This window comes from Sandarakinorhabdus sp. (assembly GCF_040398665.1).
Taxonomy (GTDB): Bacteria; Pseudomonadota; Alphaproteobacteria; order Sphingomonadales; family Sphingomonadaceae; genus Sandarakinorhabdus.
On the sequence record NZ_JBBATQ010000016.1, the window covers coordinates 20,712 to 43,741 of the forward strand.

The following is a 23,030-nucleotide window of genomic DNA, read 5'->3' on the forward strand; positions in this document are numbered from 1 at the left end:
GGTCATGGATATCAATATCGCCGCTGCCAAACCGCGCTTGTCGGAACTTGTCGAACGCGCCGAAAAGGGGGAAATCATCCGCCTCGCCCGGCGCGGCAAGCCGGTGATCGAACTGCGTGTCATCGCCCCCCCTGAAAAGCAGGCGCCGTTCGACTGGGAGGCCCTGAAGGCCCGCCTGCGTGACGATCTTGCCCACCAACCTGAACTTGCCGAAGCTGATGGCGGTTCCTTTGTGGAAAGCTGGCGCAAGAGCCAGCCCTATTGATCTACCTCGACACATCGGTGGTGGTTCGCGTTCTGGCGGGCGAGGCGCAATCCTTGCTTTATGCCGGATGGCTTGCCGAACAAGGCGAAGGCAATTTGTGGATCAGCCAATGGACGCGGACGGAAGCCGCGGGCGCGCTGGCCGCAAAGGTCAGGGGCGGCAGTTTGCGGCGCAGTCGCCTGCCCCAGGCGCTTTACGATCTGGGGACCGGGCCGTGGCTGGTGCTGACCATCGAACCCGGTGATTACGATCTCGCCGCCGGTTGGGCCGGGCAGGAAACACTGCTGTTGCGCGGCGGCGACGCCCTGCACCTTGCCATAGCCCGCCGCGCCGGGTTGCAAACCGCGACGCTTGATCGCGGCATGGCGGAGGCTGGGCGTCAGCTCGGTCTGGCGATGGCCGATCTGCCCGGTTGAACCGCCAGACGGCTGATCACGCCGGCTGCGTCGCCACAAACGCCGGCGTGGCCAGCAGCCGGTCGGTCAATGCCACCAGCGCCGGATTGTGGGTGCGCCAATCGAGCGCCGGGAAGCGGAACGTGAGATAATCGCAGGCGACCGCGATGCAGATGTCGCCGAACGCGCTGCCGCCAACCCGCCCATTCATCACGGTCAGCGCGCGCGTGATGGCGCTGTATTGGCGGTCCACCCACGGGCCCGAGGTGATGCCCTGCGCCATGTTGAAGCGCAGGATGATCGCGGCATCCAGCACGCCATCGGCGAGCGCCTCGGTGCTGCGCGCCTGCCAATGATCGGCGCCGGCGATGGGCAGCAGCGTCTGGCCGGGCACGGACGCCAGCAACCAGGCCGCGATCACCGGCGAATCGATGAGGGCGCTGCCATCGTCCAGCACCAGCGCCGGCACCTTGCCGAGCGGATTGGCGGCCAGCAGCGCGGCCGGATCGCTCATCGGCATGGTTTCAACGAACGGCAGATCGATGCCCAGCCCCTGCGCCAGTATCCGCAACTTGCGGGCATAGGGTGAGGTGAGCGACGCCAGCAATTTCATGGGGACACTTTCAGTTGTTCGACCAGAAACGCCTCGACCTGCGGCCACACCGGGCTCCCCGGCGCGATCACCTCGAAATGGCCGGTGCCGCCCAGGATCAGCGCGCTGGACTTGTCCTTCCCGGCGCGCGCCTGGCTGATCCATTTGGTCGCGGCGGTGGGCGACAGGAACAGGCTGGCCGAAATCAACCCCGATGGCACGCCCAACGGCAGGCGGGATTGCGGCGAGCCTTCGGCCCAGCGTTTGGGCTGCGCCGCGGGCGTACCGCCGAACAAGGCCGAGCCGGCGGGCACGCCGCACGCCTCTTCGAACAGCGTCAGTTCGCTGGCTGGATCGCCCGGCCCGTCGATGGCCACGACAGCACCGATCTTCAGCGGATCCAGACTGGCAATCTCGCTGTCCCTGGGCAATTTCTGCCGGCCGGCCACCCACAGCGCGGCATGCGCGCCGGCGCTGTGGCCGGTGACGGCAACGCGGGCCAGATCGATGGGATAATGCTTGGCAAGGTCGCGCAGATGGTCGGTCGCCGCTGCCCAATCCTGGAACGTGCCCGGCCAGCCGGCGCCCGGATCGCCGCTGTACTTGCCATCCGGCCCAGTTTCGCCAACCTGGCGATAGTCGATGTTCCAGGTCGCGAAACCGCGCTCTGTCAGCCGACTGGCCAGGGCCGCGGTGTTCTGCCTGGTGGCAAAGCCTTTCCACCAACAGCCGCCGTGGATGACGATCACCACCGGGTAGGGGCCGGGGCCAAAGGCCTTGCTGTCGGGCAACCGCAAATCGCCGACCTGCGTCGGTGCGCTGCCATAGGCCTGCGTGACGGTGGCCGGCGATGACGGCAATTTGTCGACATCAGCCGGTCGCAACCGCTGCGCCGACACCGGCGTTGCCGCCAACAACAGGGCCAGCAGCAGCCTCATTTCAGCAGCGCCGTCGCGGCATCCAGCCGATCCGCATAATCGCTCAATGCCTTGGCGGCGATGCCGGCTTCGCGGGTGGCATCGTCGAACCGCCGCTCCTCCACGGCCTCGCGCACGCCCGGCAACGTCTTGGAACCATAGCCGGTGAAGCGGCCAGGGGCATAGAGGATGTTGCGGAACCACGGCCGGAACGGCAGGCCCGATGGGCTGAGCAGCGTCTGTTCGATGTCGCGCAGCCGGGCATTGAGCGCCGTGGTCTGCGCTGCGGTCAGTCTGTCGCCCTTGGCGGCGATGGCGGCATCGAAGCCCTTGGCGGCAGCATCCAGTTTGGTGATTGCGGCATCGAGCACCGCCAGATCAAGCGCCGGCGTCGGCGCCTTGGCCAGCGGCGGGCCGATCGGGTCGCGCGGATCGCTGCCCAGCCGGTACATGTCACCGGTCAAGCCGGCGCGCTTCTCATCTTCCTTGCGGCGGGTGTCGATCAGCGACTTGATCTCACCCAGATAGCTGCGCGCTGCACTGGCCACCGGGGCAAAGCGCACCGGCAGCGCCTCTGCATCGGCCAGCCGCAGCACCAGCCGGCTCGCCACCTTGGACAAGGCAGCACCATAGGCGAGGCCAGGATCATCCCAGCGCACGAAATGATCATAGCTGTCGTAGATGGAGTGGTAGGATCCTGCGCTTTCCCCTTCGCCGCCAAAACCGATGTTGATCGACGACACACCGGCATGGTGGATGAAGGCGGTATAATCGCTGCCCGAACCGAGCGCGTCCATCGGTTGATCAGCGCCGGCTTCCGCCGCGGCGAGCGCCGCCGCATTGCCGCGCTGGCCCTCGAACGCCCTGGCCCGTGCCCCGGCCCGCCAACGTTCGGCGACGCTGGCGCCAGTCTGCGGGTCCTTCACATCGGCAGCGATCTTGCCGATCAGCGACGTGAACTGGGCGCTGCCATCGGCACCCAGATAGCCGCGGCCATTGCTGTCGCTGTTGATATAGACCACGGCCTTGCTGCGCAGATCGGCGATATTCTGTTCCACCCATTCGGTCGAACCGAGCAGGCCCGGCTCCTCGCCGTCCCAGCTCGCATAAACAATGCTGCGCTTGGGCCGCCAGCCGGATTTCCACAGCGCACCCAGCGCCTTGGCTTCACTGAGCAGCGCCACTTCCCCCGACAGCGGATCGGATGCGCCGAACACCCAGCCGTCATAATGGTTGCCGCGCACCACCCATTCGTCCTTTTTGGACGAGCCGGGCAGCGTGGCAATGACGTTGGAAATGGTCTTCAGCGACCATTCGGATTCGACCTTCAGATGCAGCTTCACATCATCGCTGCCGCCAAAGCGGTAGTGGAACGGCAGGCCGCCACGCCAGTCATTCGGCACCGGCGCGCCCGTCAGCCGGCTGAGGATCTCGGTCGCGTCGGCATAGGAGATCGGCAGCGTCGGGATCTTCAGCACGGTGGGCGCGGTTTCGCGGGTCAGCCGCTTGGCGTCCTTGGTCGCCGCCACGCCGGGGGTGAGCGGATCGCCGGGATAGGTCGTCATGTCGACGACGCTGCCGCGCTGCACGCCAGCCGGCGGGCGGCCGCCGCCGTTCGGGTAAGTGTCGGCGCTGCCATAGCCATCCTGCTGCGGATCGGAATAGATCAGGCAGCCGATGGCGCCGGCTTCCTGCGCCAATTTGGGCTTCAGCCCGCGCCAGCCGCCGCCATAGCGCGCGAGGACGATCTTGCCCTTCACCGAAATGCCGCGCCGGGCCAGCGCCTCGTAATCGGCGGGCAGGCCATAGTTCACATAGACGACCGGCGCCGTCACATCGCCATCACCCTGATAGGCGACATAGGGCGGCAACGCGCCAGCCAGCGCATTCGACGTTGCGTCCTGCGGGATACCCGGCTCCTGCCCGCCGAGCTTTTTCGCCACCGGGCCGACCAGTTCCAGCGCGGTGGACACCGGGGTGGGATAGAGCACCTGATAATCGGCGCGCTTCACCTGCCAGCCCCAGTCGCGGAACATCTTCTCGATTGTCGCGGCATTGGCCTGGTTGTGCGGGCTGCCGAGATGGTTGGGACCGGCCGACAGGGATTTCAGCCAGGCCATCTGGTCGGCGCTGCTGATCTGCGCATCCAGCGCGGCTTCTTGGGTTGTTGCTGTTTGAGCTGTCGCGGCAGTGCCCAGCAAAAGGGCGGCCAACAGGATGCGCATCGAAAAATTCCCCTCATTCCTGTCGCAATGTCTAGCGCCGCTGCCGGGGCGGTGACGAGGGGGAAAAACACGGCTAGGGAGATAAAATGACAGGCCCACTTTCCGACCTCCTCATCATCGATCTGTCGCGGGTGCTGGCCGGCCCCTATGCCACCATGGTGCTGGCCGATCTGGGTGCGCGCGTCATCAAGGTGGAGCGCCCCGATGGCGGCGATGACGCCCGCGCCTATGGCCCGTTCATGGGCGGCCACAGCGCCTATTTCGCCAGCATCAACCGCGGCAAGCAATCGATTGCGCTCGATCTGAAGGCACCGGCCGACCGCGCCGTATTCGAAGCGCTGCTCGGCAAGGCCGACGTGCTGGTGGACAATTACCGCCCCGGCGTGATGGCGCGGCTGGGCTATGGCTGGGATGCGCTGCACGCGCGCTTTCCGCGGCTGATCCATGCGGCCACATCGGGCTTTGGCCACACCGGGCCGGATGCGCAAAAGGCCGCCTATGACATGGTGGTGCAGGCGATGGGCGGCATCATGAGCGTCACCGGTTGGCCGGGCGGGCCGCCGGTGCGGGTGGGCACCAGCATCGGCGACATCACCGCCGGCCTGTTCACGGTGATCGGCATCTTGTCCGCCGTGCACGACCGAACGACTACGGGTGTGGGCCAGTTCGTCGATGTGGCGATGCTCGATGGCCAGATCGCCATCCTGGAAAATGCCATCGCGCGCTATGCCGCCACCGGCGAATCACCGGGGCCGCTGGGTGCGCGCCACCCCAGCATCACGCCGTTCGCCGCCTATCAATGCGCCGACGCGCCGATCGTGATTGCCGCGGGCAATGATCAATTGTTCGTCGCGCTGTGCCGGGCGCTGGCGCTGCCGGGCGACGATCCGCGCTTTGCCAGCAATGATGCGCGCAGCCGCAACGCCGATGCACTGGCCGATGTGCTTGAATCCGTGCTGCAAACCCGCAGCGTCGCAGACTGGCTGCCGGTGCTCGAATCGGCCGGCGTCCCTTGCGGCCCGCTGAACAATATCGGCCAGGCGCTGGCCAACCGGCAGGTGCAGGCGCGCAACATGGTGGTACAGACCGCCCTGCCCGATGGCACGCCGCTGATTGCCGCCGGCAATCCGGTGAAACTGTCTGCCCACGCCGATCCCGCCACCCGCGCGCCGGCACCGGCACTGGACGGGGATCGCGCCGCCATCCTGAAGGAGCTCGGCCTGTGACGCTGGACGATCTCACGCTCGCCCAGCGCCTGGCCGATGCCGCTGGCGCTGCCATAAGGCCGTGGTTCCGCCGGCCATTCCTGGTGGAGACCAAGGCGGATTTCTCGCCGGTGACCGCCGCCGACCGCGAGGCCGAAGCCGCCATTCGCCGCCTGCTCGCCGAATATCGCCCCGATGATGGCGTGATCGGGGAGGAATATGGCGATGACCGCCCGGATGCCGAGCGCGTTTGGGTGCTCGATCCCATCGACGGCACCCGCGCCTTCGTCGCCGGCCGGCCGCTGTTCGGCACGCTGATCGGCTTGATGCACGGCGGCGATCCGGTGCTGGGTGTGATCGATCAATGCATCATCGGCGATCGCTGGCTGGCCGGGCCGGATCATCCCACCACCCTGAACGGCCAGCGTGTGCATGTGCGCCGCTGCGCCGATCTGGCCAGCGCCCGACTGGGCACCACCAGCCCGCAGGCGTTTGACGCTGCCAATTTTGCTCGCTTCGAAACCGTGCGTGCCCGGGCGGCCGACACGCTCTATGGCGGTGATTGCCACAATTATGGCCTGGTCGCCGCCGGGCATCTGGATGCGGTGATCGAAGCCGGACTGAAGCTGCACGATTGGGCGGCGCTGGTACCGATCGTGCAGGGTGCCGGCGGCGTGATGACCGATTGGCGTGGGGCACCGCTGCGCCAGGGCCAGGACGATGGCGGCCGCGTGATCGCCGCCGGCGATGCGGCGCTGGCCGCAGCGATTGCAGCGCAATTGATCGCATAAATCCATGCCTCCGCCGCCCGTTAACCCGGGCAAGGAGATGACATGGCCGGCCGCATCGAAACCCTCATTCGTTCCAACCGCCTGCGCCTCGCGCTGGCCACCGGCATGGCCGCGCTCGGCCTGTGGGCGTTTGCGCCCTATGTCACCAGTGAAGTCGGCGGGGAAGCCTATGTGAACGCGCCGATCATCCGCATGGCTTCACCGATCCCCGGCATCGTCGCAGCCGATCTGCCGCCGCCCGGCACGGCGATTGCCGCCACCCGCACCGCCCGGCTGGTGACGGCGCGCATCCTCGATACCGGGCCGCTCGCGGCATTGAAGGGCCAGCAGGCGGCGCTGATTTCGGCGCGCGATCTGGCCCGCCGGCAGATTGCGGAGATCGAGACAGCCGATGCCCGCCTCGCCAGCCGATCGGCGCGGTTCGGCCGCGCCGCCAGTGCCCGGCTGGCGGCCACCACCGCCGCCGCCCGCGAGGCGCTGGCCGGCTGCCAGGCCGAAGCCGCCGAAGCCGCCCTGCAACGCGAACGGGTCGAAGTGCTGGCGCAGCAACGTTTCGCCACCTTCACCCAGCGCGACCGGGTGCGCGCGGTGGCATCGGCGGCGCAATTTCGCTGCGCCGCACTGGGGGATCAGGCCGATGCGCTGGCCATCGAGACAAAGGCTGCGGGCCACGGCCTCTATCTGGCCGGCGCGGCGATGGACGCGCCCTATGGCGATCAGCAGCGCGACCGGTTGCTGCTGCGCCGGCAGGAACTGGAAAATGTCGTGGCCGATGCCGATTCGCGGCTGGCGCAGCTCGCCATTCAGGTCGCCGCCGAAACCGAGCGTCTGGCACGGGCCAGTGCGTTCGATGCGCAGCTACCGGCCGGCACCGTGGTGTGGTCGCAGCCAGCGCCCAAAGGCACCACGGTTGCCCCCGGTGCCAGCCTGATCGAGTTGGCGGATTGCAACCGCCGCTATGTCGAGGTCGCGCTGCCCGAACGGCGCATGGAGGCCATCATGCCGGGCACGCGGGTCGCGGTGCGGCTGATCGGCAGTGACGCCTGGCTGAACGGGCAGGTCGCCTCCACCGTGGGCGCTGCTGCCCGCCGCGACGGCGCCATGCTGGCCGCCAACCCGGACAAGGCGGCACGGGACCTGAGCGTGCTGGTGTCCTTGCCGCCGCCGGCCAGTCTGGCGCGGCGCTGCGACGTCGGCCGGCTGGCCGAAGTCCGCTTCCCGCGGTGGTGAGCAGGTTTGTTCGGGGCGCAGGCTGATGCTGCCTGCGCTCGATACCGCGCCGGCCCTGCTGGTGGCGGCGCCCTTGCTGCTGACCATTGCCGGACTGTTGCTGGCCCCGATGTTCGGGCTGAACCGGCTGCGCACCCGCGGCGGTATCGTGGTGGCGGTGGTGGGCGTGGTCGGGGCCTATCTGTACTGGCGCATCACCAGCACCATTCCGTGGGATGCCGGCTGGTTCGGCCTGGGCTTTGCGCTGCTCTGCCTGGGCGTCGAACTGTTCGGCCTGTTTGATGCCGCCATATTGTTTGCCGGCCTGGCCCGGCGCACCAACCGCAGCGCCGAAGCCGACGCCGGGGAGGCGCGGCTGGCGGCCTGTCCGCCGCAGCAATTGTCGTCGGTGGATCTGATCATCGCCACCTACAATGAACCGATCGAAGTGCTGGAAAAGACCATCCTTGGCGCGCTGGCGCTGGATTGGCCCAATCTCAACGTGTGGGTGGCCGATGATGGCCGCCGCGCCTGGCTGCGCGACTATTGTCAGGCCAAAGGCGCCGGTTACATCACAAGACCGGACAATCTTCATGCCAAGGCCGGCAACATCAACCACGCGCTCAGCGTCACCAGCGCACCATTCGTCGCGGTGTTCGATGCCGATTTCGTGCCACAGCGCGGATTCCTGCGCCGCACCATGGGCTTTTTCGACGACCCCGCCATCGGCATCGTGCAAGTGCCACACAGTTTTTACAATCACGATCCGCTCCAGCAGAATCTGGCGCTGCGCGAGGCGCTGCCGGATGATCAGCGCTTCTTCTTTGAAGCGATCATGCCGGGCCGCGACGGTTGGGATGCCGCTTTCTGCTGCGGATCGAACAGCATCACCCGCCGCGCCGCGATCGATGCCATCGGCGGCGGCCTGCCGGCGGGCTCGATCACCGAAGACATGCTGCTCAGCCTTGCCCTGCTGCAGAAGAACTATGTCACCCGCTATCTGAACGAGCCTTTGGCCTTTGGTCTGGCGCCGGAAAGCCTAGAGGCCTTCTTCGTGCAACGGGCGCGCTGGGCGCAGGGCGCGACGCAGATCCTGTTCCTCAAATCCGGTCCGCTGGGGCCGGGGCATGACCTGCGCCATCGCCTGTTCTTCCTGCCGACCGCGTGGCTGTCCCAGGCCCTGATGATGATCCTGTCGGTGGTCTCGCCGCTCATCTTCCTGTTCTTCGATGTGCCGCCGCTGGTCGGCGTGACGGCGCAGAGCGCCATCTTCTTTCTGGTGCCGATGGTGGTGGCGCAGGTTGGCGGCATCGTGTTGTTGGGCGGCGGCCGCTATTTCCCGATCGCCGCACAGGTACTTGGCACCTTCCAGAGCTTTCGGCTGCTGCCGGTGATCATCAAGACGCTGTTCAAACCGCACGGCCACGCCTTCAAGGTCACGCCCAAGGGATCGGATGCGACGGCTGGTGGCTATCAGCGCGGCATCTTCCTGGCCTGCGCCACGTTGATGATCGCCACGCTGACCGGCCTGGTGATCAATGCCATCCCGGATACCCGCATCGTGGCGCAGGGCGCGCTGGTGCCCATGGTGGCGTTCTGGGGGCTGATCAACATCGTCGTGCTGTTCCTGGCCGCCATGTTGTGCCTGGGGCGCCCGGCGCTGCGTGCCGAGGAGCGCTTTGCCCTTGATGATCAGGTGGCGGTGTGGCGGCGTGACGCCCGCCATGCCACCATCACCCGGGGGCTGGACATTTCGGTGTCAGGCATCGCGCTGGCCGAAATCGGCGCGGTGGGCGGCGGCGTTACGGTTGGGGAACCGGTGCGGGTGCGGCTGCGCGGTGTGGGCAGTATCGATGGCCGGGTGGCGCGCAGCCATGGGGGGCGCATCGGCATTGCCTTCGATGACACCGACAGCACGGCGCGCGACCGCCTGATCGTGCAGCTATTCACCGCCGGGCTCAATACCAGCAGCCACAGCATGCCGATGTGGCAGGCCACCCGCGCCATGCTGCTGCGCATCGTCACCGCCGACATGCGCCTGCCCGCCGCACCGGCCGGCAGCGCCGCCATCCGGCCTGTGCCCGACGAAACCCGGCTGGCCAAGGTCACGCTGGTGCTGCCCCCCCGTCGCGGCAGCGCAACGACGCCGGCCCGTGCCAGTGCGGGTTGAGACAGACTGGGAGAATGACTGGCAACAAGCCGCGGCACTGATACAAGAGGGGCATGTTCCGTTCCCTCTGGCTCCTGATCGGCCTGGCGTCGCTGGCACTTGGCATCGCCGGCGTCGTGCTGCCGTTGCTGCCGACAACGCCGTTCGTGCTGCTGGCGGCCTATTGCTTTGCCCGCTCGTCCCCACGCCTGCACGATTGGCTGCTCGGCCACCGCCTGTTCGGGCCGTTGATCGCCAACTGGCAGCGCCACCGCGCCATTTCACCGCGCGCCAAGCTGCTGGCCCTGTTGTCGATGGCCGGCGTGCTCGGCCTATCGGTGGCGATGGGCGCGCCGCAGCGGGTGATCCTGATCCAGGCGCTGATCCTGCCGGCCACCGCGCTGTTCATCGCCACCCGCCCGAATGGGCCCCGGAAGCCACTGACGTAAGCGCAACCTATTTCGTTAGGCCGGTCCAGTAACCGGCAAAGGCCCATAGATCGGCAGCTTCGGCGATGATCTTGTCCGTCGGTTTGCCACTGCCATGGCCGGCGCGGGTTTCGATGCGGATCAGGTGCGGTTTGTCGCCGGCCTGGGCGGCCTGCAGCGCAGCGGCATATTTGAAGCTGTGGCCCGGCACCACCCGGTCATCGGTGTCGGCCGTGGTGGCCAGCACCGCCGGATAGTCCTTGCCGCTGCGGATATTGTGGTAAGGGCTGTAGGTCAGATTATAGCGGAAATAGTCCGGCTTGGTCATGTCGCCATAATCATCGACCCAATAGCGCCCGGCCGTCCAGTTGGCATAGCGCAGCATGTCCATCACGCCGACCGCCGGCAGCGCGGCGGCAAACAGATCGGGACGCTGGTTGGTGACGGCGCCGACGAGCAGGCCGCCGTTCGATCCGCCCTGGATGGCGAGCTGGGCCTTGCTGGTCAGGCCGTTGGCGATCAGCGCTTCGCCCGCCGCGATGAAATCGTCGAAGACATTCTGCTTCTTCAGCAGGCGGCCGCCATCGTGCCAGGCCGCGCCATATTCGCCGCCGCCGCGGATGTTGGCCAGCGCGAACACCCCGCCCATTTCCATCCACACCAGCCGCGACACGCTGAACTGCGGCGTCTGGCTGATATCGAAGCCGCCATAGGCATAAAGCAGCGCCGGATGCGACTTGCTCATGTCGAGATCCTTGCGGTGCGCCACGAACATCGGCACCCGTGTGCCATCCTTGGACGCATAGAATATCTGGCTGACCGCATAGTCAGCCGGATTGAACGCCACCTTGGCCTGGCGCAGCACCGTCGCCGTGTTGGTCGCCGCGTCATAGCGCCAGATCGACCCCGGCGTCGCAAAGCTGGCGAAGGCGAAATGCGTCACACCATCGGCCGACGATTCAAAGCCGCCGGCCGTGCCGATGCCGGGCAACGGCACCACGCCCACCGGCTTGCCATCCAGCTCGTGGCTGCGGACCACCGACTTGGCGTCCTCCAGCGTTTCGGCGAGCAGCCGACTGCCAACCAGGCTGGCACCGGTAAGCGTCGCAGCACCTTCGGCGATCAGCGGCGTGATCGCGCCGGTGAGGGCATTCATGGCAACAACGCGGCCCTTGGGGGCATCCTTGTTGGTGCGGAAATACAGCGTGTCGCCGCGGCTGCCGGCCAGCGACCAATCATGATCCAGCCCGGTCACCAGCGCGCGGGGCGCTTCACCCTTGGTGATATCGGCGACATGCACTTCATACCGGCTGTCGGTGCCTTCGGACGTGATGATGATCAGCCAGCGACCATCATCGGTGACCGCACCGAAATGGCCACGCTTGGGATGGGCGGGCGTTTCATACACCAGCACATCCTGAGCCTGCGGCGTGCCAAGCCGATGGAAAAACAATTTCTGGTTGAGGCTGACGCCCAGATATTTCGGCCCGGCCTGTTCCGGGAACCGCGAATAATAGAATCCGGACCCGTCCTTGCGCCAGGCCAGCGCGCTGGATTTCACCCACTCGATCACGTCCGGCAGGTCCGCACCCGTCGCCACGTCGCGCAGCTTCAGCGTGCGCCAATCGGTGCCGCCATCCTGCACGGCATAGAGGAGATATTTGCCGTCCGCCGATGGCTCCCATTCGGCCAGCGCCGTCGCGCCGTCCTTGGCCCACGGGTTGGGATCGATCAGCACGCGGGGCTCTGCGCCCGGCGCCTGCACATACAGCACGGACTGGTTCTGCAGGCCGCTGTTGCGGGCAAAGAACTGCACCCCGCCCTTCACGCGCGGAATGCCGAAGCGTTCGTAGTTATACAGTTCGGTCAGCCGTGCCCGGATCGCATCGCGCTTGGGCAAGGTCGCCAGATAGGTGCCCGTCACCTGGTTCTGCGCGTCCACCCACGCCGCCACCTTGGTGTCGGTGCGCACGTCATTTTCCAGCCAGCGATACGGATCGGGCACGCTGATGCCATGGCGGGCCTCCACCTCCGGGCCACGTTCCGTGGCGGGATAGGCAATCGGGGCGGCAGACACGACAGCAGCGCTCATCAGCGCAGCCACGAGAAGCAGACGTTGCATGGGTAGACCTTTTCCAGAAACAGCATCGTCATGGTGTAGCGGCGCGGTGCCTGTGCGGTCAAATCACCGGCTTGTTTTGCCGCCCGCAGGCGATCGGCCGCGTCTGGTTGCTCTATTCGCGCCGCTCGCTGCTGCCGCCCAAGCTGTGCGCGGGCATCGATTTCCTGCGCGGCGCACTGGCGACCTGAGCCCGGCGGCAGGGCCACATTGCCAAATCATATAAAGCAGTCTTTATGCTTGCTCTGTGAGGCGGCGACGCTTAGGGGGATCGCGTCTTCCAAACCGATTGCAGGAGCCCGATCATGGCCCACGATTACGCCATTGCCGACATCAGCCTCGCCGACTTCGGCCGCCGCGAAATCAACATTGCCGAAACCGAAATGCCCGGCCTGATGGCGCTGCGCAGCGAATTCGGCGCGGCCCAACCGCTGAAGGGTGCGCGCATTGTCGGCTCGCTGCACATGACAATCCAGACAGCCGTGTTGATGGAAACATTGGTCGCTCTGGGTGCAGAATTGCGCTGGGCCACGTGCAACATCTTTTCCACCCAGGATCATGCAGCCGCCGCGATGGTGGCCGCTGGCATCCCGACCTATGCGATCAAGGGCGAGAGCCTGGCGGATTACTGGGACTATGTCGGCCACATCTTCGACTGGGGCGACACCACCGCCAACATCATCCTCGACGATGGCGGTGACGCCACGATGTTCGCGCTGTGGGGCGCCAAGCTCGAAGCCGGGCAGACGATGGGCGAGCCGGAGAACGAGGAAGAAGTTGAATTCCAGCGCGCGCTCAAGGCCTTCATCAAGGCGCGTCCGGGTTATCTGACCGAAACGGTCAAGAATCTGAAGGGCGTGTCGGAGGAAACCACCACGGGCGTCCATCGCCTCTATGAAATCGCCAAGAAGGGCGAACTGCCGTTCCCGGCGATCAACGTGAACGACAGCGTCACCAAATCCAAGTTCGACAATCTTTATGGCTGCAAGGAATCGCTGGTCGATGCCATCCGCCGCGCCACCGATGTGATGCTGGCCGGCAAGGTCGCCTGCGTTGCCGGCTTCGGCGATGTCGGCAAGGGCAGTGCCCAGTCGCTGCGCAACGGCGGCGCCCGCGTGATGGTCACCGAAATCGATCCGATCTGCGCGTTGCAGGCCGCGATGGAAGGCTTTGAAGTCGTCACCATGGACGAAGCGGTGCAGCGCGCCGACATCTTTGTCACCGCGACCGGCAACATGGACGTCATCACTGCCGAGCACATGATGGCGATGCGCCCCAACAGCATCGTCTGCAACATCGGCCACTTCGACAGCGAGATCCAGATTTCCGCCCTGTCCAACTACAAGTGGACCGAAGTGAAGCCCGGCACCGATATCGTCGAATTCCCCGATGGCAACCAGATCATCGTGCTGGCCAAGGGTCGCCTGGTCAATCTGGGCTGCGCCACCGGCCACCCCAGCTTCGTGATGTCGGCCAGCTTCACCAACCAGGTGCTGGCCCAGATCGAATTGTGGACGCGCGGCGCGGCGTACGAAAACAAGGTCTATGTGCTGCCCAAGCATCTCGACGAGAAGGTTGCGCGCCTGCACCTCGAAAAGCTCGGCGTGAAGCTGACCACGCTTTCCGAAAAGCAGGCCGCTTACATCGGCGTCGGCGATACCGGTCCGTTCAAGCCGGATCATTACCGCTACTGATGGCGGCAGCCAATTCGCCGCTATCCGGGTGACGGCAAGGCCCGCGTCGGTCATCGATGCGGGCCTTGCTGCTTTTTGGAGAGCGACGATGATCCCGCATCTGCCCGCCGCTGCCGGACTTGTGCTGTTGGCCGCATCGGCAGCGACCGGACAGGAAACGCAGCCACTGCCGCTTACCGCCGCCGGCAACCGGGCGGGTGAGAATGCCGTGCGCCAGGCCGGCGATGCCTTCGGCACGGTGATCGGCCAGGAAGAGGTCGGGCTCTATTCCGACAGCGACGTGCGCGGCTTCTCACCACGCGTGGCCGGCAATGTCCGTATCGCCGGCCTCTATTTCGATCCGGTGTTTTTCCCATCCGATCGCATCAGCGGTTCCACCGTGATCCGCGTCGGGCCGACCGTGCTCGGCTCGCCCTTCCCCAGCCCGACCGGGGTGGTCGATCTCGGCCTGCGCGTACCCGGTGACACGGCCGCAGCCAGCGTGCTGGCCAATGTCGACACCTGGGGCTCGCGCATCATCGAGGCCGATGTCGCACTGCCTGTCACGGGCGGGCTCAGCCTGGGGCTGGGCGGGCAGATCGCCCACGAGCATATGGGCGATGGCACCCGCGATTATTATTATGAAGGCGCTGCCATCGCGCGCTGGCGGCCGGCGCCCGGCATCGAGATCGTGCCGTTCATCAGCCTGACCTACACACCGTTCCACGAAGCCGCGACCATCATTGTGCCGGCCGGCGAGACACTGCCGCCGCCGTTTCCGCGCAACTTCTGGACTGGCCCGGCCTGGCAGCGGACCCGCGAAACCGAGTTGAATGCCGGCATGGTTGCCGACGCCGATCTGGGCAGCGGCTGGGGATTCAAGGCCGGCCTGTTCCGATCGTCGATCAAGTATTTCGAGGATTATACCAACCTGCTTGTGGATGTGCAGCCCGATGGTTCGGCGCGAGCGCAGGTGATCGTCGATCCGCCGCTGCTGTTCGGATCGACCAGCGGCGAGGCGCGGCTGACGAAGCGGTGGCAGGTCGGGGCGCGCATCCACCAGTTGCATTTCGCGTTTCGCGGCCGCGATGCGCAGCGGCGTTTTGGCGGTGCCCCCGTTGTCGATCTGGGGCCGACCAGATTGGACCGGCGCATCACCACGCCGCAGCCGCAGGTCGCTTTCGGCGCGCAGGAGCGCGACCGTTTCCGGCAATGGACGCTGGCTGCCGGTTATGAGGGCAAATGGGACGGCGTTGGCGAGCTGTCGATTGGAGTCCAGCGCACCGATTATGACAAGCGCATCGGCCTGCCCGGTGCCGTCCCGATCGTCACGCGCACACAGCCCCTGCTGTTCAACGCCAACGTCGCCGTGGTGATCAGCGGCACGCTGGCGGCCTATGGCGGCTATGTCACCGGGCTGGAGGAATCCGGCGTCGCGCCGGAACAGGCCGCCAATCGCAACGCAGCCCAGCCGGCCATCCGCACCCGCCAATTCGACGCCGGCCTGCGCTGGAATCCGGTTGGCGACATGCGCCTGGTCGCCGGCCTGTTCGAAGTGGCCAAGCCCTATTTCAACCTCGATGCCGGCAATCGCTTCCGCGAATTGGGCGAAGTGCGCCAGCGCGGCATCGAGGCGTCGCTGAGCGGGCCGGTCACCCGCAATCTGACCGTGGTCGGCGGCACGGTACAACTGCGGCCGCGCGTCACTGCCAATTTGCCCGGCGTCGGCCGGGCACCGGTGGGTACCATCCGCGAAACCTATTCGGCCAGCGCCGATTGGCGGCCACCCTGGGCCGCCGGGCTCTCGTTTGACGCCAGCCTGTTCCACACCAGCAGCCAGGTCGCCACCGTGTCCAATCAGGTGGCCATTCCGGCGCGGACATTCGTGGACATCGGTGGGCGCTACCGCTTCAATCTGGCCGGCAAAGCCGCCATGCTGCGGGTGCAGATCGAAAACATCGGCGATGTGCAGGGCTTTGAACTGTTCGGGGCGGGGGCTTATCTCCCGGTTTGGGGTCGCTCCGCGCTGGCCTATGTCACGGTCGATCTCTGAAACACGGCCCCTGCGCAGTTTACCGGCTGGACTTGGCGGCCAACGCTGGCCAAAGGCAGATCATGTACGGGGGACAATTCGCCACACCTGCCAGTTTGCTGGCGCTTGCGATCATGGGGTTGGCCGGGCCGGCCGCGGCCGCACAGCCATTGCCGCCCCCCGTGTCGCCCAACGACAGTACAGCGCCGCCCGTGGCGCTTCCCCCGGCCGACGAGCCAGACCTGACCCCGCCCGCCGCGGTTGTTGCCGCCACCGGCAGCCGATCATCTGAAAATGCCGTCCGCCAGGCTGGCGATGCGTTCGGCACCAGCATCGGCCGCGAAGTGTCAGGTCTCTACAGCCGGGAACGGGTACGCGGCTTCTCGCCCGTCGTTGCCGGGAATGTCCGCATCGACGGCCTGTATTTCGATCCGATCGTCACGCCATCGAGCCGGCTGGTGCGGGCGACCACGATCCGCGTCGGCCCGTCGGCGCTGGGCAGCCCGTTCCCGGCACCAACCGGCATCGTCGATCTTGGCCTGCGCCGACCGAGGCGCGAGGCGGCGGCCAGCGTGCTGATCGGGTACAACACATGGCACACGCCAACCGCCGAGTTCGATGCCAGCCTGCCGGTCAATTCCACCCTGTCCATCGGTTTCGGCGCCGGCACCGTGCTGGAAAACGGCTTCAACAAGACCCGCGACCACAGCTATGAAGGCGCCTTCATCGCCGAATGGAAGCCCAGCGCTGCGTTCAGCCTGCTCCCGTTCGTCAACGTGCGCGAAACCACGATCGACGATCACGGCCCGCTTTCGATCCCGCAGGGGAATTTCCTGCCGCCGCCCTTGCCGCGCCGCCAGTTCTTCGGCCCGTGGTGGTCGCGCGGCGGCGACACCGAAATCAACGCCGGCCTGATCGCCGACTGGACGATAGGCAAGGATTGGTTGGTGCGCGCCGGCCTGTTCCGATCACAGCGCGTGGTCCGCGACCAGTTCGCCAATGTCGTGCGCCTCACGTCGCCAGCCGGCATCGGCCAGCAGACGATCACCGGCGATCCCACGCTCTACAACGCCGCGACCAGCGGCGAGGTTCGGGTGACGCGGCGGATCGCGGACGGCCCACGCCTGCACCAGCTGCATGTCACGGTGCGCGGCCGCCAGGGCTATCGCCGTTTCGGCGGATCCGATTCGATTTCGCTGGGCACGATCAACATCCTGACTGTCGCGCCGGATGTGCCGCCGCCGGTGCTGAAGTTCGGCGAGCAGCAGAAGGACAATGTCCGGCAATGGACAGGCGGCATCGCCTATGAAGGCCGCTGGGTCGGCGTCGGCGAACTGTCGGTGGGCGTCCAGAAAAGCGATTACAGCAAGCGCATCGGCTTGCCTGGCGCGATCACCGCCACCGATGCCAGCCCCTGGCTCTACAACATCACGGTCGGTGTGCAGGTGACAAAGGCCATCTCGCTCTATGGCGGCTCGGTCACCGGCCTGGAGGAATCGGGCGTCGCCCCCAACATCGCCGCCAACCGCAACGAGGCCTTGCCGGCGATCCAGACCAGCCAGCTCGATGCCGGGGTGCGCATCGCACTGGGCGGCGGGATGCGGCTGATCGCCGGGGTGTTCCAGGTTTCCAAGCCCTATTTCAATCTGGACACCGCCGGCCGCTTCGATGTGCTGGGCGAGGTGATCAATCGCGGTATCGAAGCCAGCATCGCCGGCCCGATCACCGAGGAATTGTCGGTTGTGGCCGGCGGCGTGCTGCTGCGACCCAAGGTGACCGGCGATGCGGTAACACGCGGGCTGGTCGGCCGGCTGCCGGTGGGCGCCATCAGCGAGCGGGTGGACGTGTCGGCCGATTGGCGGCCTGGCTTCGCGCCCGGCCTGTCGTTCGACGCGCGCCTGTCCTACCGTTCGCCGGAAATTGCCACGGTCAACAATCTGGTCTCGGTGCCAACCCGCACGCTGATCGATCTTGGTGGCCGCTACCGCTTCAAGCTGGCCGGCAATGATGCGGTGCTGCGCATCCAGGCCACCAATGTCTTCGACGAAAAGGGCTTCGAGCTGCGCGGCAGCGGCGCCAACGCCTACACGGTGCTGCCAGGCCGCGTCACCCAGGCCTATCTTACCGTCGATTTCTGACATGCGCCGTCCCGCTCCGGCAGCATTCGCCAGCCTTGCGCTGCTGCTGGCGGCGCTGCCTCTATTGCTGGCGGCGCCGGCGCTGGCGCAAACCGCGCCGGCCGGCGGCGCTGTTGCCGCCACCGGTGACCGTGCCGCCGAGAATGCGGTGCGCCAGGCCGGCGATGCCTTTGGCAGCACCATTGGCCGCGAAGTGATCGGCATCTACAACCAGATGAATGTGCGCGGCTTTTCGCCGATCGCTGCCGGCAATGTGCGGATCGATGGCCTGTATTTCGATCCCGTCGTGCCGCCCAGCACCCGCATCAGCCGCACCACCACCATCCGCGTCGGCCTGTCTGCACTGGGCAGCCCGTTCCCGGCCCCCACCGGGCTGGTGGACTTCGGCTTCCGCCGGCCCGGCAATCAGGCCGCCGCCAGCGCGCTGCTGGCGGCCGACGCCTGGGGCACCACCAACGCCGAAGCCGATGCCGTGCTGCCGGTTGATGACCGTCTGAGCCTCGGGCTCGGCGCGTCAATGCGCTTTGAAAGCGGGCCCGACGCCACGCGGGAGAACAGCTTCGGCGGCACGCTGATCGCGCGCTGGAACCCGGCACCGGGCGTCACGCTGATCCCGTTTGTCAGCCTGCTGCATCAATCGCTGGATGATCACCGCCTGACATTTCAGACGGCAGGCGAATATCTGCCGCCTCTGCTGCCGCGCCGGCAGCGCTTTGGCCCGGATTGGGTGAATGGCACCGGCCTTGATGCCAATATCGGCGTGCTGGCCGATTGGCAGGTGGCGCCAGAATGGCTGCTGCGCGCTGGCCTCTTCCGATCGTCGCGCAACCGCGAACGCCAGATGACCAATCTGGTGCGCGGCTTGGTTGCCGGCCGCACCGGCACCCAGCGGGTCATCGTCGATCCGCGCCTGGCCTTTGCCTCGATCTCCGGCGAAGTGCGCCTGACCCGGCAGATCGATGAGGGCCCACGCCGGCACCAGATCCATTTTGCCGTGCGTGGCCGCAGCGGCGATCGCCGCTTTGGCGGGTCGGACACGCTGGAACTCGGCCCGGTGCAGATCGACACGCCCAGCAAGGTGCCGGAACCGCTGTTCCGATTTGGCCAGCAGCAATTCGACGACGTGAAACAGCTCACCGGCGGCATCGCCTATGAAGGCCGCTGGCTGGGCGTGGGCGAAGTCGCCGCCGGCCTGCAATGGACCGATTACAAGAAGCGCATCGACCTTCCCACCGGCGGCGTGCAGGCCACCGATGACCGGTTGCTGCTTTATAACGTGACGCTGGCCGCCAATATCACCGATGCGCTGGTGATCTATGCCGGCACCGTCAATGGCCTGGAAGAAAGCGGCATCGCGCCGGGCAATGCCGCCAACCGCAACGAGGCCCTGCCCGCGATCCGCACCCGCCAGTTTGATGCCGGCCTGCGCTGGGCGCTCACCGATCAGATCAAGCTGGTGGCCGGCGTGTTCGACATCACCAAGCCCTATTTCAATCTGGATGCCAACAACCGATTCGACGTGCTGGGCGATGTGGTGAATCGCGGGGTCGAAGCCTCCGTCGCCGGGCCGCTCACCAAAAGCCTCAGCATCGTGGCCGGCGGCGTGTGGCTGTGGCCCAAGGTATCGGGCCCCGGCGTCGTGGCCGGCGGCGCCATCGGCCCGCGCCCGGTGGGCGCCATCAGCCAGCGGATCGAATTCAGCGCCGATTGGCGGCCGCCGTTCGCGCCGGGCCTGTCGTTCGACACGCGGCTGGCCTGGCGCAGTTCCGAAACCGCCACGGTCAGCAACCGCGTGGCCATACCGGCGCGCAGCATCGTCGATCTGGGCGGGCGGTACCGGTTCAAGATGGCGGGCAACAATGCCCTGCTGCGCGTGCAGATCAGCAACCTGTTCGATGTCGAAGCCCATGATCTGCGCGGCGCGGGCGCCTATGGCCCCATTCCCGGCAGACTGGCGCAAGCCTATGTCACCTTCGATTTCTGAACCCGCCATTGTGCTTGCCGGGCCGGCTGCAACGGCCGCGCTGGCCGCCGCCATCGCCGCCGTGCTGCGCGCAGGCGATGTGGTGGCGCTGCATGGCGATCTCGGTGCCGGCAAATCAACGCTGGCCCGCGGCATCATCCAGGCGTTGGGCTGGGCCGGCGAGGTGCCGTCGCCCACGTTCACGCTGGTGCAGGCCTATGATCCGCCCGATGTCGCTGTGCCGGTGTGGCATGTCGATCTCTACCGCATCGACCATCCGGCCGAGGCCGACGCGCTTGGCCTGTTTGAAACCGATGCCGCGTTGATCATCGAATGGCCGCAGCGGCTGGGGGCCCGGCTGCCGGCCGCAGCGCTGCACTTGCGCCTCGACGGCAGCGGTGATGCACCCCGCACCTTGACTTGGGACGCGCCCCCGGCTTGGGAAGGCCGGTGGCCACCCTTGCAACCATGATTCCGCCGCCCGGCACCGGCGCCTTCCTCAACGCCCATGGCTGGGGCGGCGCGGCCGTGCGCCCGTTGGCTGGCGACGCCAGTTTCCGCCGCTATTTTCGCGTCACGCTGGGGACCCGCAGCGCGGTGTTGATGGACGCGCCGCCCGACAAGGAAGACAGTCGGCCCTTTCTCGCCATCGGCAAGCATCTCGACACGCTGGGCTTTTCCGCGCCGCAGGCAATGGCCGCCGATCTGGAGCAGGGCCTGATCCTGCTGGAGGATTTCGGCGATGCCCGCGTCAATCCGGTGCTGGCCGAAGATCCGGGTGCCGAGCACGAGATTTACGCCGCCGCCGTCGATCTGCTCGCTGCACTGCACCAGCACCCGCCTGCCGATGTGCCGCCCTACAGCGAAGCCGAATATCTGCGCGAAGCCCGGCTGTTCCCCGATTGGTATCTGCCCGCGGTCGGTCTGGTCGAGGCTTCGGGTCATGATGCCGCCTGGGCGCCGCTGTGGCCGGCGCTGTTCACCCACCCTCCTGTGCTGGTGCTGCGCGATTATCACGCCGACAATCTGATGCTGCTCGATCGCCCCGGCCACCAGCGCCTCGGGCTGCTCGATTTTCAGGACGCGCTGGCCGGCCACCCTGCCTATGATCTGGCCAGCCTTTTGCAGGATATCCGCCGCACCGTATCGCCCGAACTGGAGGCGGCGATGCTGGCCCGCTATGTCGCGGCGCGGCCCGAACTGGACGAAGCAGCCTTTCGCACTGCCTATGCCATTCTGGCGGCACAGCGGAACATCAAGATCCTGGGTGTGTTCACCCGACTTTATGTCCGTGATGGCAAGCCTGCCTATCCCCTGTATCACCCGCGGCTTTGGCAGATGGTGAACGCCAATCTCGAACATCCGGCGCTGGCCCCGGTGAAGGCCTGGTTCGATACGCATGTGCCGGCCAGCGCCCGGCATGGCGTGGAGGTGCCTGCATGACCACCCCGCTGCCGCTGTTCCTGCGCCCCACCATCACCTGCACCCTGCCCGAAACGGCGATGGTGATGGCGGCGGGCCTGGGCAAGCGCATGCGGCCGCTCACCGCCACCCGCCCCAAGCCGCTGATCGAAGTGGCGGGGCGCAGCCTGCTCGATCGCGCGCTCGATGGCGTTGCTGCTGCCGGGATCGAGCATGTCGTGGTCAACGCGCATTATTTCGCCGATCAGATCGAAGCCGCCGTCAAATCCCGCCAGCACCCCGCCCGCATCGACGTGTCCGATGAGCGTGCCCTGCTGCTGGAAACCGGCGGCGGGATCGCAAACGCGCTGCCGCTGATCCGCGGCGACAGTTTCTTCACCATCAATGCCGACAATATGTGGATCAATGGCCCGGTCGATACGCTGCGCCTGATCGCGGCGCGCTGGAACCCCGACGAGATGGACGCCCTGCTGCTGCTGGTGCCGCTGGCCCGCGCCCACGGCTATGACGGCCGCGGCGATTTCCACATGGACGGGCTGGGCCAGCTCACCCCGCACGGCGGGTTGAAGGTCGCGCCCTTCGTCTATTCGGGTCTGCAGATCATCGCCCGCCATTTGTTCGACGGCGAGCCGGCCGAACCCTTCACCATGTGGCGCGCCTGGAACAAGGCGCTGGCCAAGGGCCGCATGTTCGGCCTGTCCCACCCCGGCCTGTGGTTCCACGTCGGCACCCCGGCCAGCATCGGCGAGACGGAAGTGCTGCTTGCCGAGGCCTGAGGCAGCCACCGCGATTAGCGGTAGGCGCGGCGCGCAGTTTTCGGCTATCCATCGTGACAAGGAACCGGGCAGACCCCTGCGCGGTTCAGACCATGGAGATTGATGATGCGCACTGCCTGGATGATCGCGATGGCCCTGCTCGCTTCGGCGGCGACGGCGCAGGTGCCCGGCACCAAGAATCTCGCAGCCGTGAGCGGCGGCACCTACAGCGCCGATCCCGATCATACGCTGGTGATGTGGACGCTCGATCACCTCGGCTTCACCCCCTACACCGGCATTTTCGGCAGCGTCACCGGCAGCCTGACCATCGATCCCAAACAGCCGAACAACGCCAGGCTGGACGTGACCATCCCGGTCGCCAAGGTGACCACCGCCAGCGCCGGCCTGACCGGCCATCTGCTGCGCCCCGCCAAGGAGGGCGGCAAACCCGACTTCTTCGGCCCCACCCCGGCCGATGCGCGCTTCGTTTCGACCAAACTGGTGACCAACGGCGAGACCGGCACGCTGACCGGCGATTTCACCTTCAACGGCGTCACCCGGCCCATCACCCTGAACGTCAGCTTCTATGGCGCCGGCAAGACGCCGCCGCAGATGGGCGGCAAGGAAAACATCGGCTTCCGCGCCACCGGCACGATCAAGCGCAGCGAGTTCGGCCTGGGCTATGGCGTGCCGATCGTCGGCGACGAGGTGAAGCTGGAGATTGCAGCGGCGTTCCAGAAGTAAGCGCGCGC

The 23,030-nt window shown here is 66.7% G+C and carries 20 protein-coding genes; 15 read left to right on the forward strand and 5 right to left on the reverse strand.

Annotated features, from left to right (window positions below; translation table 11 throughout):
- Positions 1-4 precede the first annotated feature (4 nt).
- Complete coding sequence (locus ABWP22_RS15420; protein ID WP_353200879.1) at positions 5-265, forward strand: type II toxin-antitoxin system Phd/YefM family antitoxin; 261 nt, start codon at positions 5-7, stop codon at positions 263-265.
- Positions 262-681, forward strand: coding sequence for a type II toxin-antitoxin system VapC family toxin (locus ABWP22_RS15425; protein ID WP_353200880.1), 420 nt, complete (start codon positions 262-264; stop codon positions 679-681). The genes ABWP22_RS15420 and ABWP22_RS15425 overlap by 4 nt, the downstream gene beginning before the upstream one ends.
- Positions 682-697: 16 nt before the next feature.
- Here ABWP22_RS15425 and ABWP22_RS15430 read toward each other — a convergent pair whose 3' ends face one another.
- Genes ABWP22_RS15430 through ABWP22_RS15440 form a run of 3 tightly spaced genes read right to left on the reverse strand, consistent with a single transcriptional unit; the run spans position 698 to position 4,394 of the window.
- Complete coding sequence (locus ABWP22_RS15430) at positions 698-1,273, reverse strand: glutathione S-transferase N-terminal domain-containing protein (protein WP_353200881.1); 576 nt, start codon at positions 1,271-1,273, stop codon at positions 698-700.
- Positions 1,270-2,190, reverse strand: a complete 921-nt coding sequence (locus ABWP22_RS15435) for an alpha/beta fold hydrolase (protein WP_353200882.1) — start codon at positions 2,188-2,190, stop codon at positions 1,270-1,272. The genes ABWP22_RS15430 and ABWP22_RS15435 overlap by 4 nt, the downstream gene beginning before the upstream one ends.
- Positions 2,187-4,394: a transferrin receptor-like dimerization domain-containing protein gene (locus tag ABWP22_RS15440; protein WP_353200883.1), complete on the reverse strand. Its 2,208-nt coding sequence runs from the start codon at positions 4,392-4,394 to the stop codon at positions 2,187-2,189. Before ABWP22_RS15440 ends, ABWP22_RS15435 begins: the two co-directional genes overlap by 4 nt.
- 86 nt (positions 4,395-4,480) lie before the next feature.
- Between ABWP22_RS15440 and ABWP22_RS15445 the strand changes: the two genes are divergently transcribed.
- Genes ABWP22_RS15445 through ABWP22_RS15465 form a run of 5 tightly spaced genes read left to right on the forward strand, consistent with a single transcriptional unit; the run spans position 4,481 to position 10,197 of the window.
- Positions 4,481-5,620: a CaiB/BaiF CoA transferase family protein gene (locus ABWP22_RS15445; protein ID WP_353200884.1), complete on the forward strand. Its 1,140-nt coding sequence runs from the start codon at positions 4,481-4,483 to the stop codon at positions 5,618-5,620.
- Positions 5,617-6,390: a histidinol-phosphatase gene (gene hisN / locus ABWP22_RS15450; RefSeq protein WP_353200885.1), complete on the forward strand. Its 774-nt coding sequence runs from the start codon at positions 5,617-5,619 to the stop codon at positions 6,388-6,390. The genes ABWP22_RS15445 and hisN overlap by 4 nt, the downstream gene beginning before the upstream one ends.
- Before the next feature lie 42 nt (positions 6,391-6,432).
- Positions 6,433-7,620 (forward strand): HlyD family secretion protein, encoded by a 1,188-nt coding sequence (locus ABWP22_RS15455; protein WP_353200886.1) that lies wholly within the window; start codon positions 6,433-6,435, stop codon positions 7,618-7,620.
- A gap of 25 nt (positions 7,621-7,645) precedes the next feature.
- A complete protein-coding gene (locus ABWP22_RS15460) occupies positions 7,646-9,769 on the forward strand; it encodes a glycosyltransferase (RefSeq protein WP_353200887.1) in 2,124 nt (707 codons plus the stop codon).
- A gap of 53 nt (positions 9,770-9,822) precedes the next feature.
- Positions 9,823-10,197 (forward strand): YbaN family protein, encoded by a 375-nt coding sequence (locus ABWP22_RS15465; RefSeq protein ID WP_353200888.1) that lies wholly within the window; start codon positions 9,823-9,825, stop codon positions 10,195-10,197.
- A gap of 7 nt (positions 10,198-10,204) precedes the next feature.
- On the opposite strand, the gene ABWP22_RS15470 is transcribed toward ABWP22_RS15465, so the two are convergent.
- On the reverse strand, positions 10,205-12,298 hold the full coding sequence (locus tag ABWP22_RS15470) for a prolyl oligopeptidase family serine peptidase (RefSeq protein WP_353200889.1): 2,094 nt from the start codon (positions 12,296-12,298) through the stop codon (positions 10,205-10,207).
- Positions 12,268-12,504 (reverse strand): hypothetical protein, encoded by a 237-nt coding sequence (locus tag ABWP22_RS15475; protein WP_353200890.1) that lies wholly within the window; start codon positions 12,502-12,504, stop codon positions 12,268-12,270. The genes ABWP22_RS15470 and ABWP22_RS15475 overlap by 31 nt, the downstream gene beginning before the upstream one ends.
- A gap of 96 nt (positions 12,505-12,600) precedes the next feature.
- On the opposite strand from ABWP22_RS15475, the gene ahcY reads away from it, so the two are divergent.
- The 8 genes from ahcY (at position 12,601) to ABWP22_RS15515 (ending at position 23,022) form a co-directional block, all read left to right on the forward strand.
- Entirely contained in the window at positions 12,601-13,989 is a 1,389-nt protein-coding gene (gene ahcY / locus ABWP22_RS15480) for an adenosylhomocysteinase (protein ID WP_353200891.1), read from the forward strand.
- Positions 13,990-14,077: 88 nt separating this feature from the next.
- On the forward strand, positions 14,078-16,021 hold the full coding sequence (locus ABWP22_RS15485) for a TonB-dependent receptor domain-containing protein (RefSeq protein WP_353200892.1): 1,944 nt from the start codon (positions 14,078-14,080) through the stop codon (positions 16,019-16,021).
- 62 nt (positions 16,022-16,083) lie between these two features.
- Entirely contained in the window at positions 16,084-18,138 is a 2,055-nt protein-coding gene (locus ABWP22_RS15490) for a TonB-dependent receptor (RefSeq protein ID WP_353200893.1), read from the forward strand.
- Position 18,139: 1 nt separating this feature from the next.
- Positions 18,140-20,122, forward strand: a complete 1,983-nt coding sequence (locus tag ABWP22_RS15495) for a TonB-dependent receptor domain-containing protein (protein ID WP_353200894.1) — start codon at positions 18,140-18,142, stop codon at positions 20,120-20,122.
- Positions 20,103-20,573 (forward strand): tRNA (adenosine(37)-N6)-threonylcarbamoyltransferase complex ATPase subunit type 1 TsaE, encoded by a 471-nt coding sequence (gene tsaE / locus ABWP22_RS15500; RefSeq protein ID WP_353200895.1) that lies wholly within the window; start codon positions 20,103-20,105, stop codon positions 20,571-20,573. Before ABWP22_RS15495 ends, tsaE begins: the two co-directional genes overlap by 20 nt.
- Positions 20,570-21,544: an aminoglycoside phosphotransferase family protein gene (locus ABWP22_RS15505; RefSeq protein WP_353200903.1), complete on the forward strand. Its 975-nt coding sequence runs from the start codon at positions 20,570-20,572 to the stop codon at positions 21,542-21,544. The genes tsaE and ABWP22_RS15505 overlap by 4 nt, the downstream gene beginning before the upstream one ends.
- Complete coding sequence (locus ABWP22_RS15510; RefSeq protein WP_353200896.1) at positions 21,541-22,299, forward strand: nucleotidyltransferase family protein; 759 nt, start codon at positions 21,541-21,543, stop codon at positions 22,297-22,299. Before ABWP22_RS15505 ends, ABWP22_RS15510 begins: the two co-directional genes overlap by 4 nt.
- Before the next feature lie 105 nt (positions 22,300-22,404).
- Positions 22,405-23,022: a YceI family protein gene (locus ABWP22_RS15515; RefSeq protein WP_353200904.1), complete on the forward strand. Its 618-nt coding sequence runs from the start codon at positions 22,405-22,407 to the stop codon at positions 23,020-23,022.
- Positions 23,023-23,030: the final 8 nt, after the last annotated feature.

What these genes read in the sequence shown, in the direction of transcription:
- ahcY (WP_353200891.1), top strand. Translation starts at nt 12,601, where the DNA reads ATGGCCCACGATTACGCCATTGCCGACATCAGCCTCGCCGACTTCGGC.
- tsaE (WP_353200895.1), top strand. Translation starts at nt 20,103, where the DNA reads ATGTCACCTTCGATTTCTGAACCCGCCATTGTGCTTGCCGGGCCGGCT.
- ABWP22_RS15440 (WP_353200883.1), bottom strand. Translation starts at nt 4,394, where the DNA reads ATGCGCATCCTGTTGGCCGCCCTTTTGCTGGGCACTGCCGCGACAGCT.
- ABWP22_RS15445 (WP_353200884.1), top strand. Translation starts at nt 4,481, where the DNA reads ATGACAGGCCCACTTTCCGACCTCCTCATCATCGATCTGTCGCGGGTG.
- ABWP22_RS15515 (WP_353200904.1), top strand. Translation starts at nt 22,405, where the DNA reads ATGCGCACTGCCTGGATGATCGCGATGGCCCTGCTCGCTTCGGCGGCG.
- ABWP22_RS15505 (WP_353200903.1), top strand. Translation starts at nt 20,570, where the DNA reads ATGATTCCGCCGCCCGGCACCGGCGCCTTCCTCAACGCCCATGGCTGG.
- ABWP22_RS15510 (WP_353200896.1), top strand. Translation starts at nt 21,541, where the DNA reads ATGACCACCCCGCTGCCGCTGTTCCTGCGCCCCACCATCACCTGCACC.
- ABWP22_RS15455 (WP_353200886.1), top strand. Translation starts at nt 6,433, where the DNA reads ATGGCCGGCCGCATCGAAACCCTCATTCGTTCCAACCGCCTGCGCCTC.
- ABWP22_RS15430 (WP_353200881.1), bottom strand. Translation starts at nt 1,273, where the DNA reads ATGAAATTGCTGGCGTCGCTCACCTCACCCTATGCCCGCAAGTTGCGG.
- ABWP22_RS15495 (WP_353200894.1), top strand. Translation starts at nt 18,140, where the DNA reads ATGCGCCGTCCCGCTCCGGCAGCATTCGCCAGCCTTGCGCTGCTGCTG.
- ABWP22_RS15465 (WP_353200888.1), top strand. Translation starts at nt 9,823, where the DNA reads ATGTTCCGTTCCCTCTGGCTCCTGATCGGCCTGGCGTCGCTGGCACTT.
- ABWP22_RS15420 (WP_353200879.1), top strand. Translation starts at nt 5, where the DNA reads ATGGATATCAATATCGCCGCTGCCAAACCGCGCTTGTCGGAACTTGTC.
- ABWP22_RS15485 (WP_353200892.1), top strand. Translation starts at nt 14,078, where the DNA reads ATGATCCCGCATCTGCCCGCCGCTGCCGGACTTGTGCTGTTGGCCGCA.
- ABWP22_RS15470 (WP_353200889.1), bottom strand. Translation starts at nt 12,298, where the DNA reads ATGCAACGTCTGCTTCTCGTGGCTGCGCTGATGAGCGCTGCTGTCGTG.
- ABWP22_RS15435 (WP_353200882.1), bottom strand. Translation starts at nt 2,190, where the DNA reads ATGAGGCTGCTGCTGGCCCTGTTGTTGGCGGCAACGCCGGTGTCGGCG.
- ABWP22_RS15460 (WP_353200887.1), top strand. Translation starts at nt 7,646, where the DNA reads ATGCTGCCTGCGCTCGATACCGCGCCGGCCCTGCTGGTGGCGGCGCCC.
- ABWP22_RS15490 (WP_353200893.1), top strand. Translation starts at nt 16,084, where the DNA reads ATGTACGGGGGACAATTCGCCACACCTGCCAGTTTGCTGGCGCTTGCG.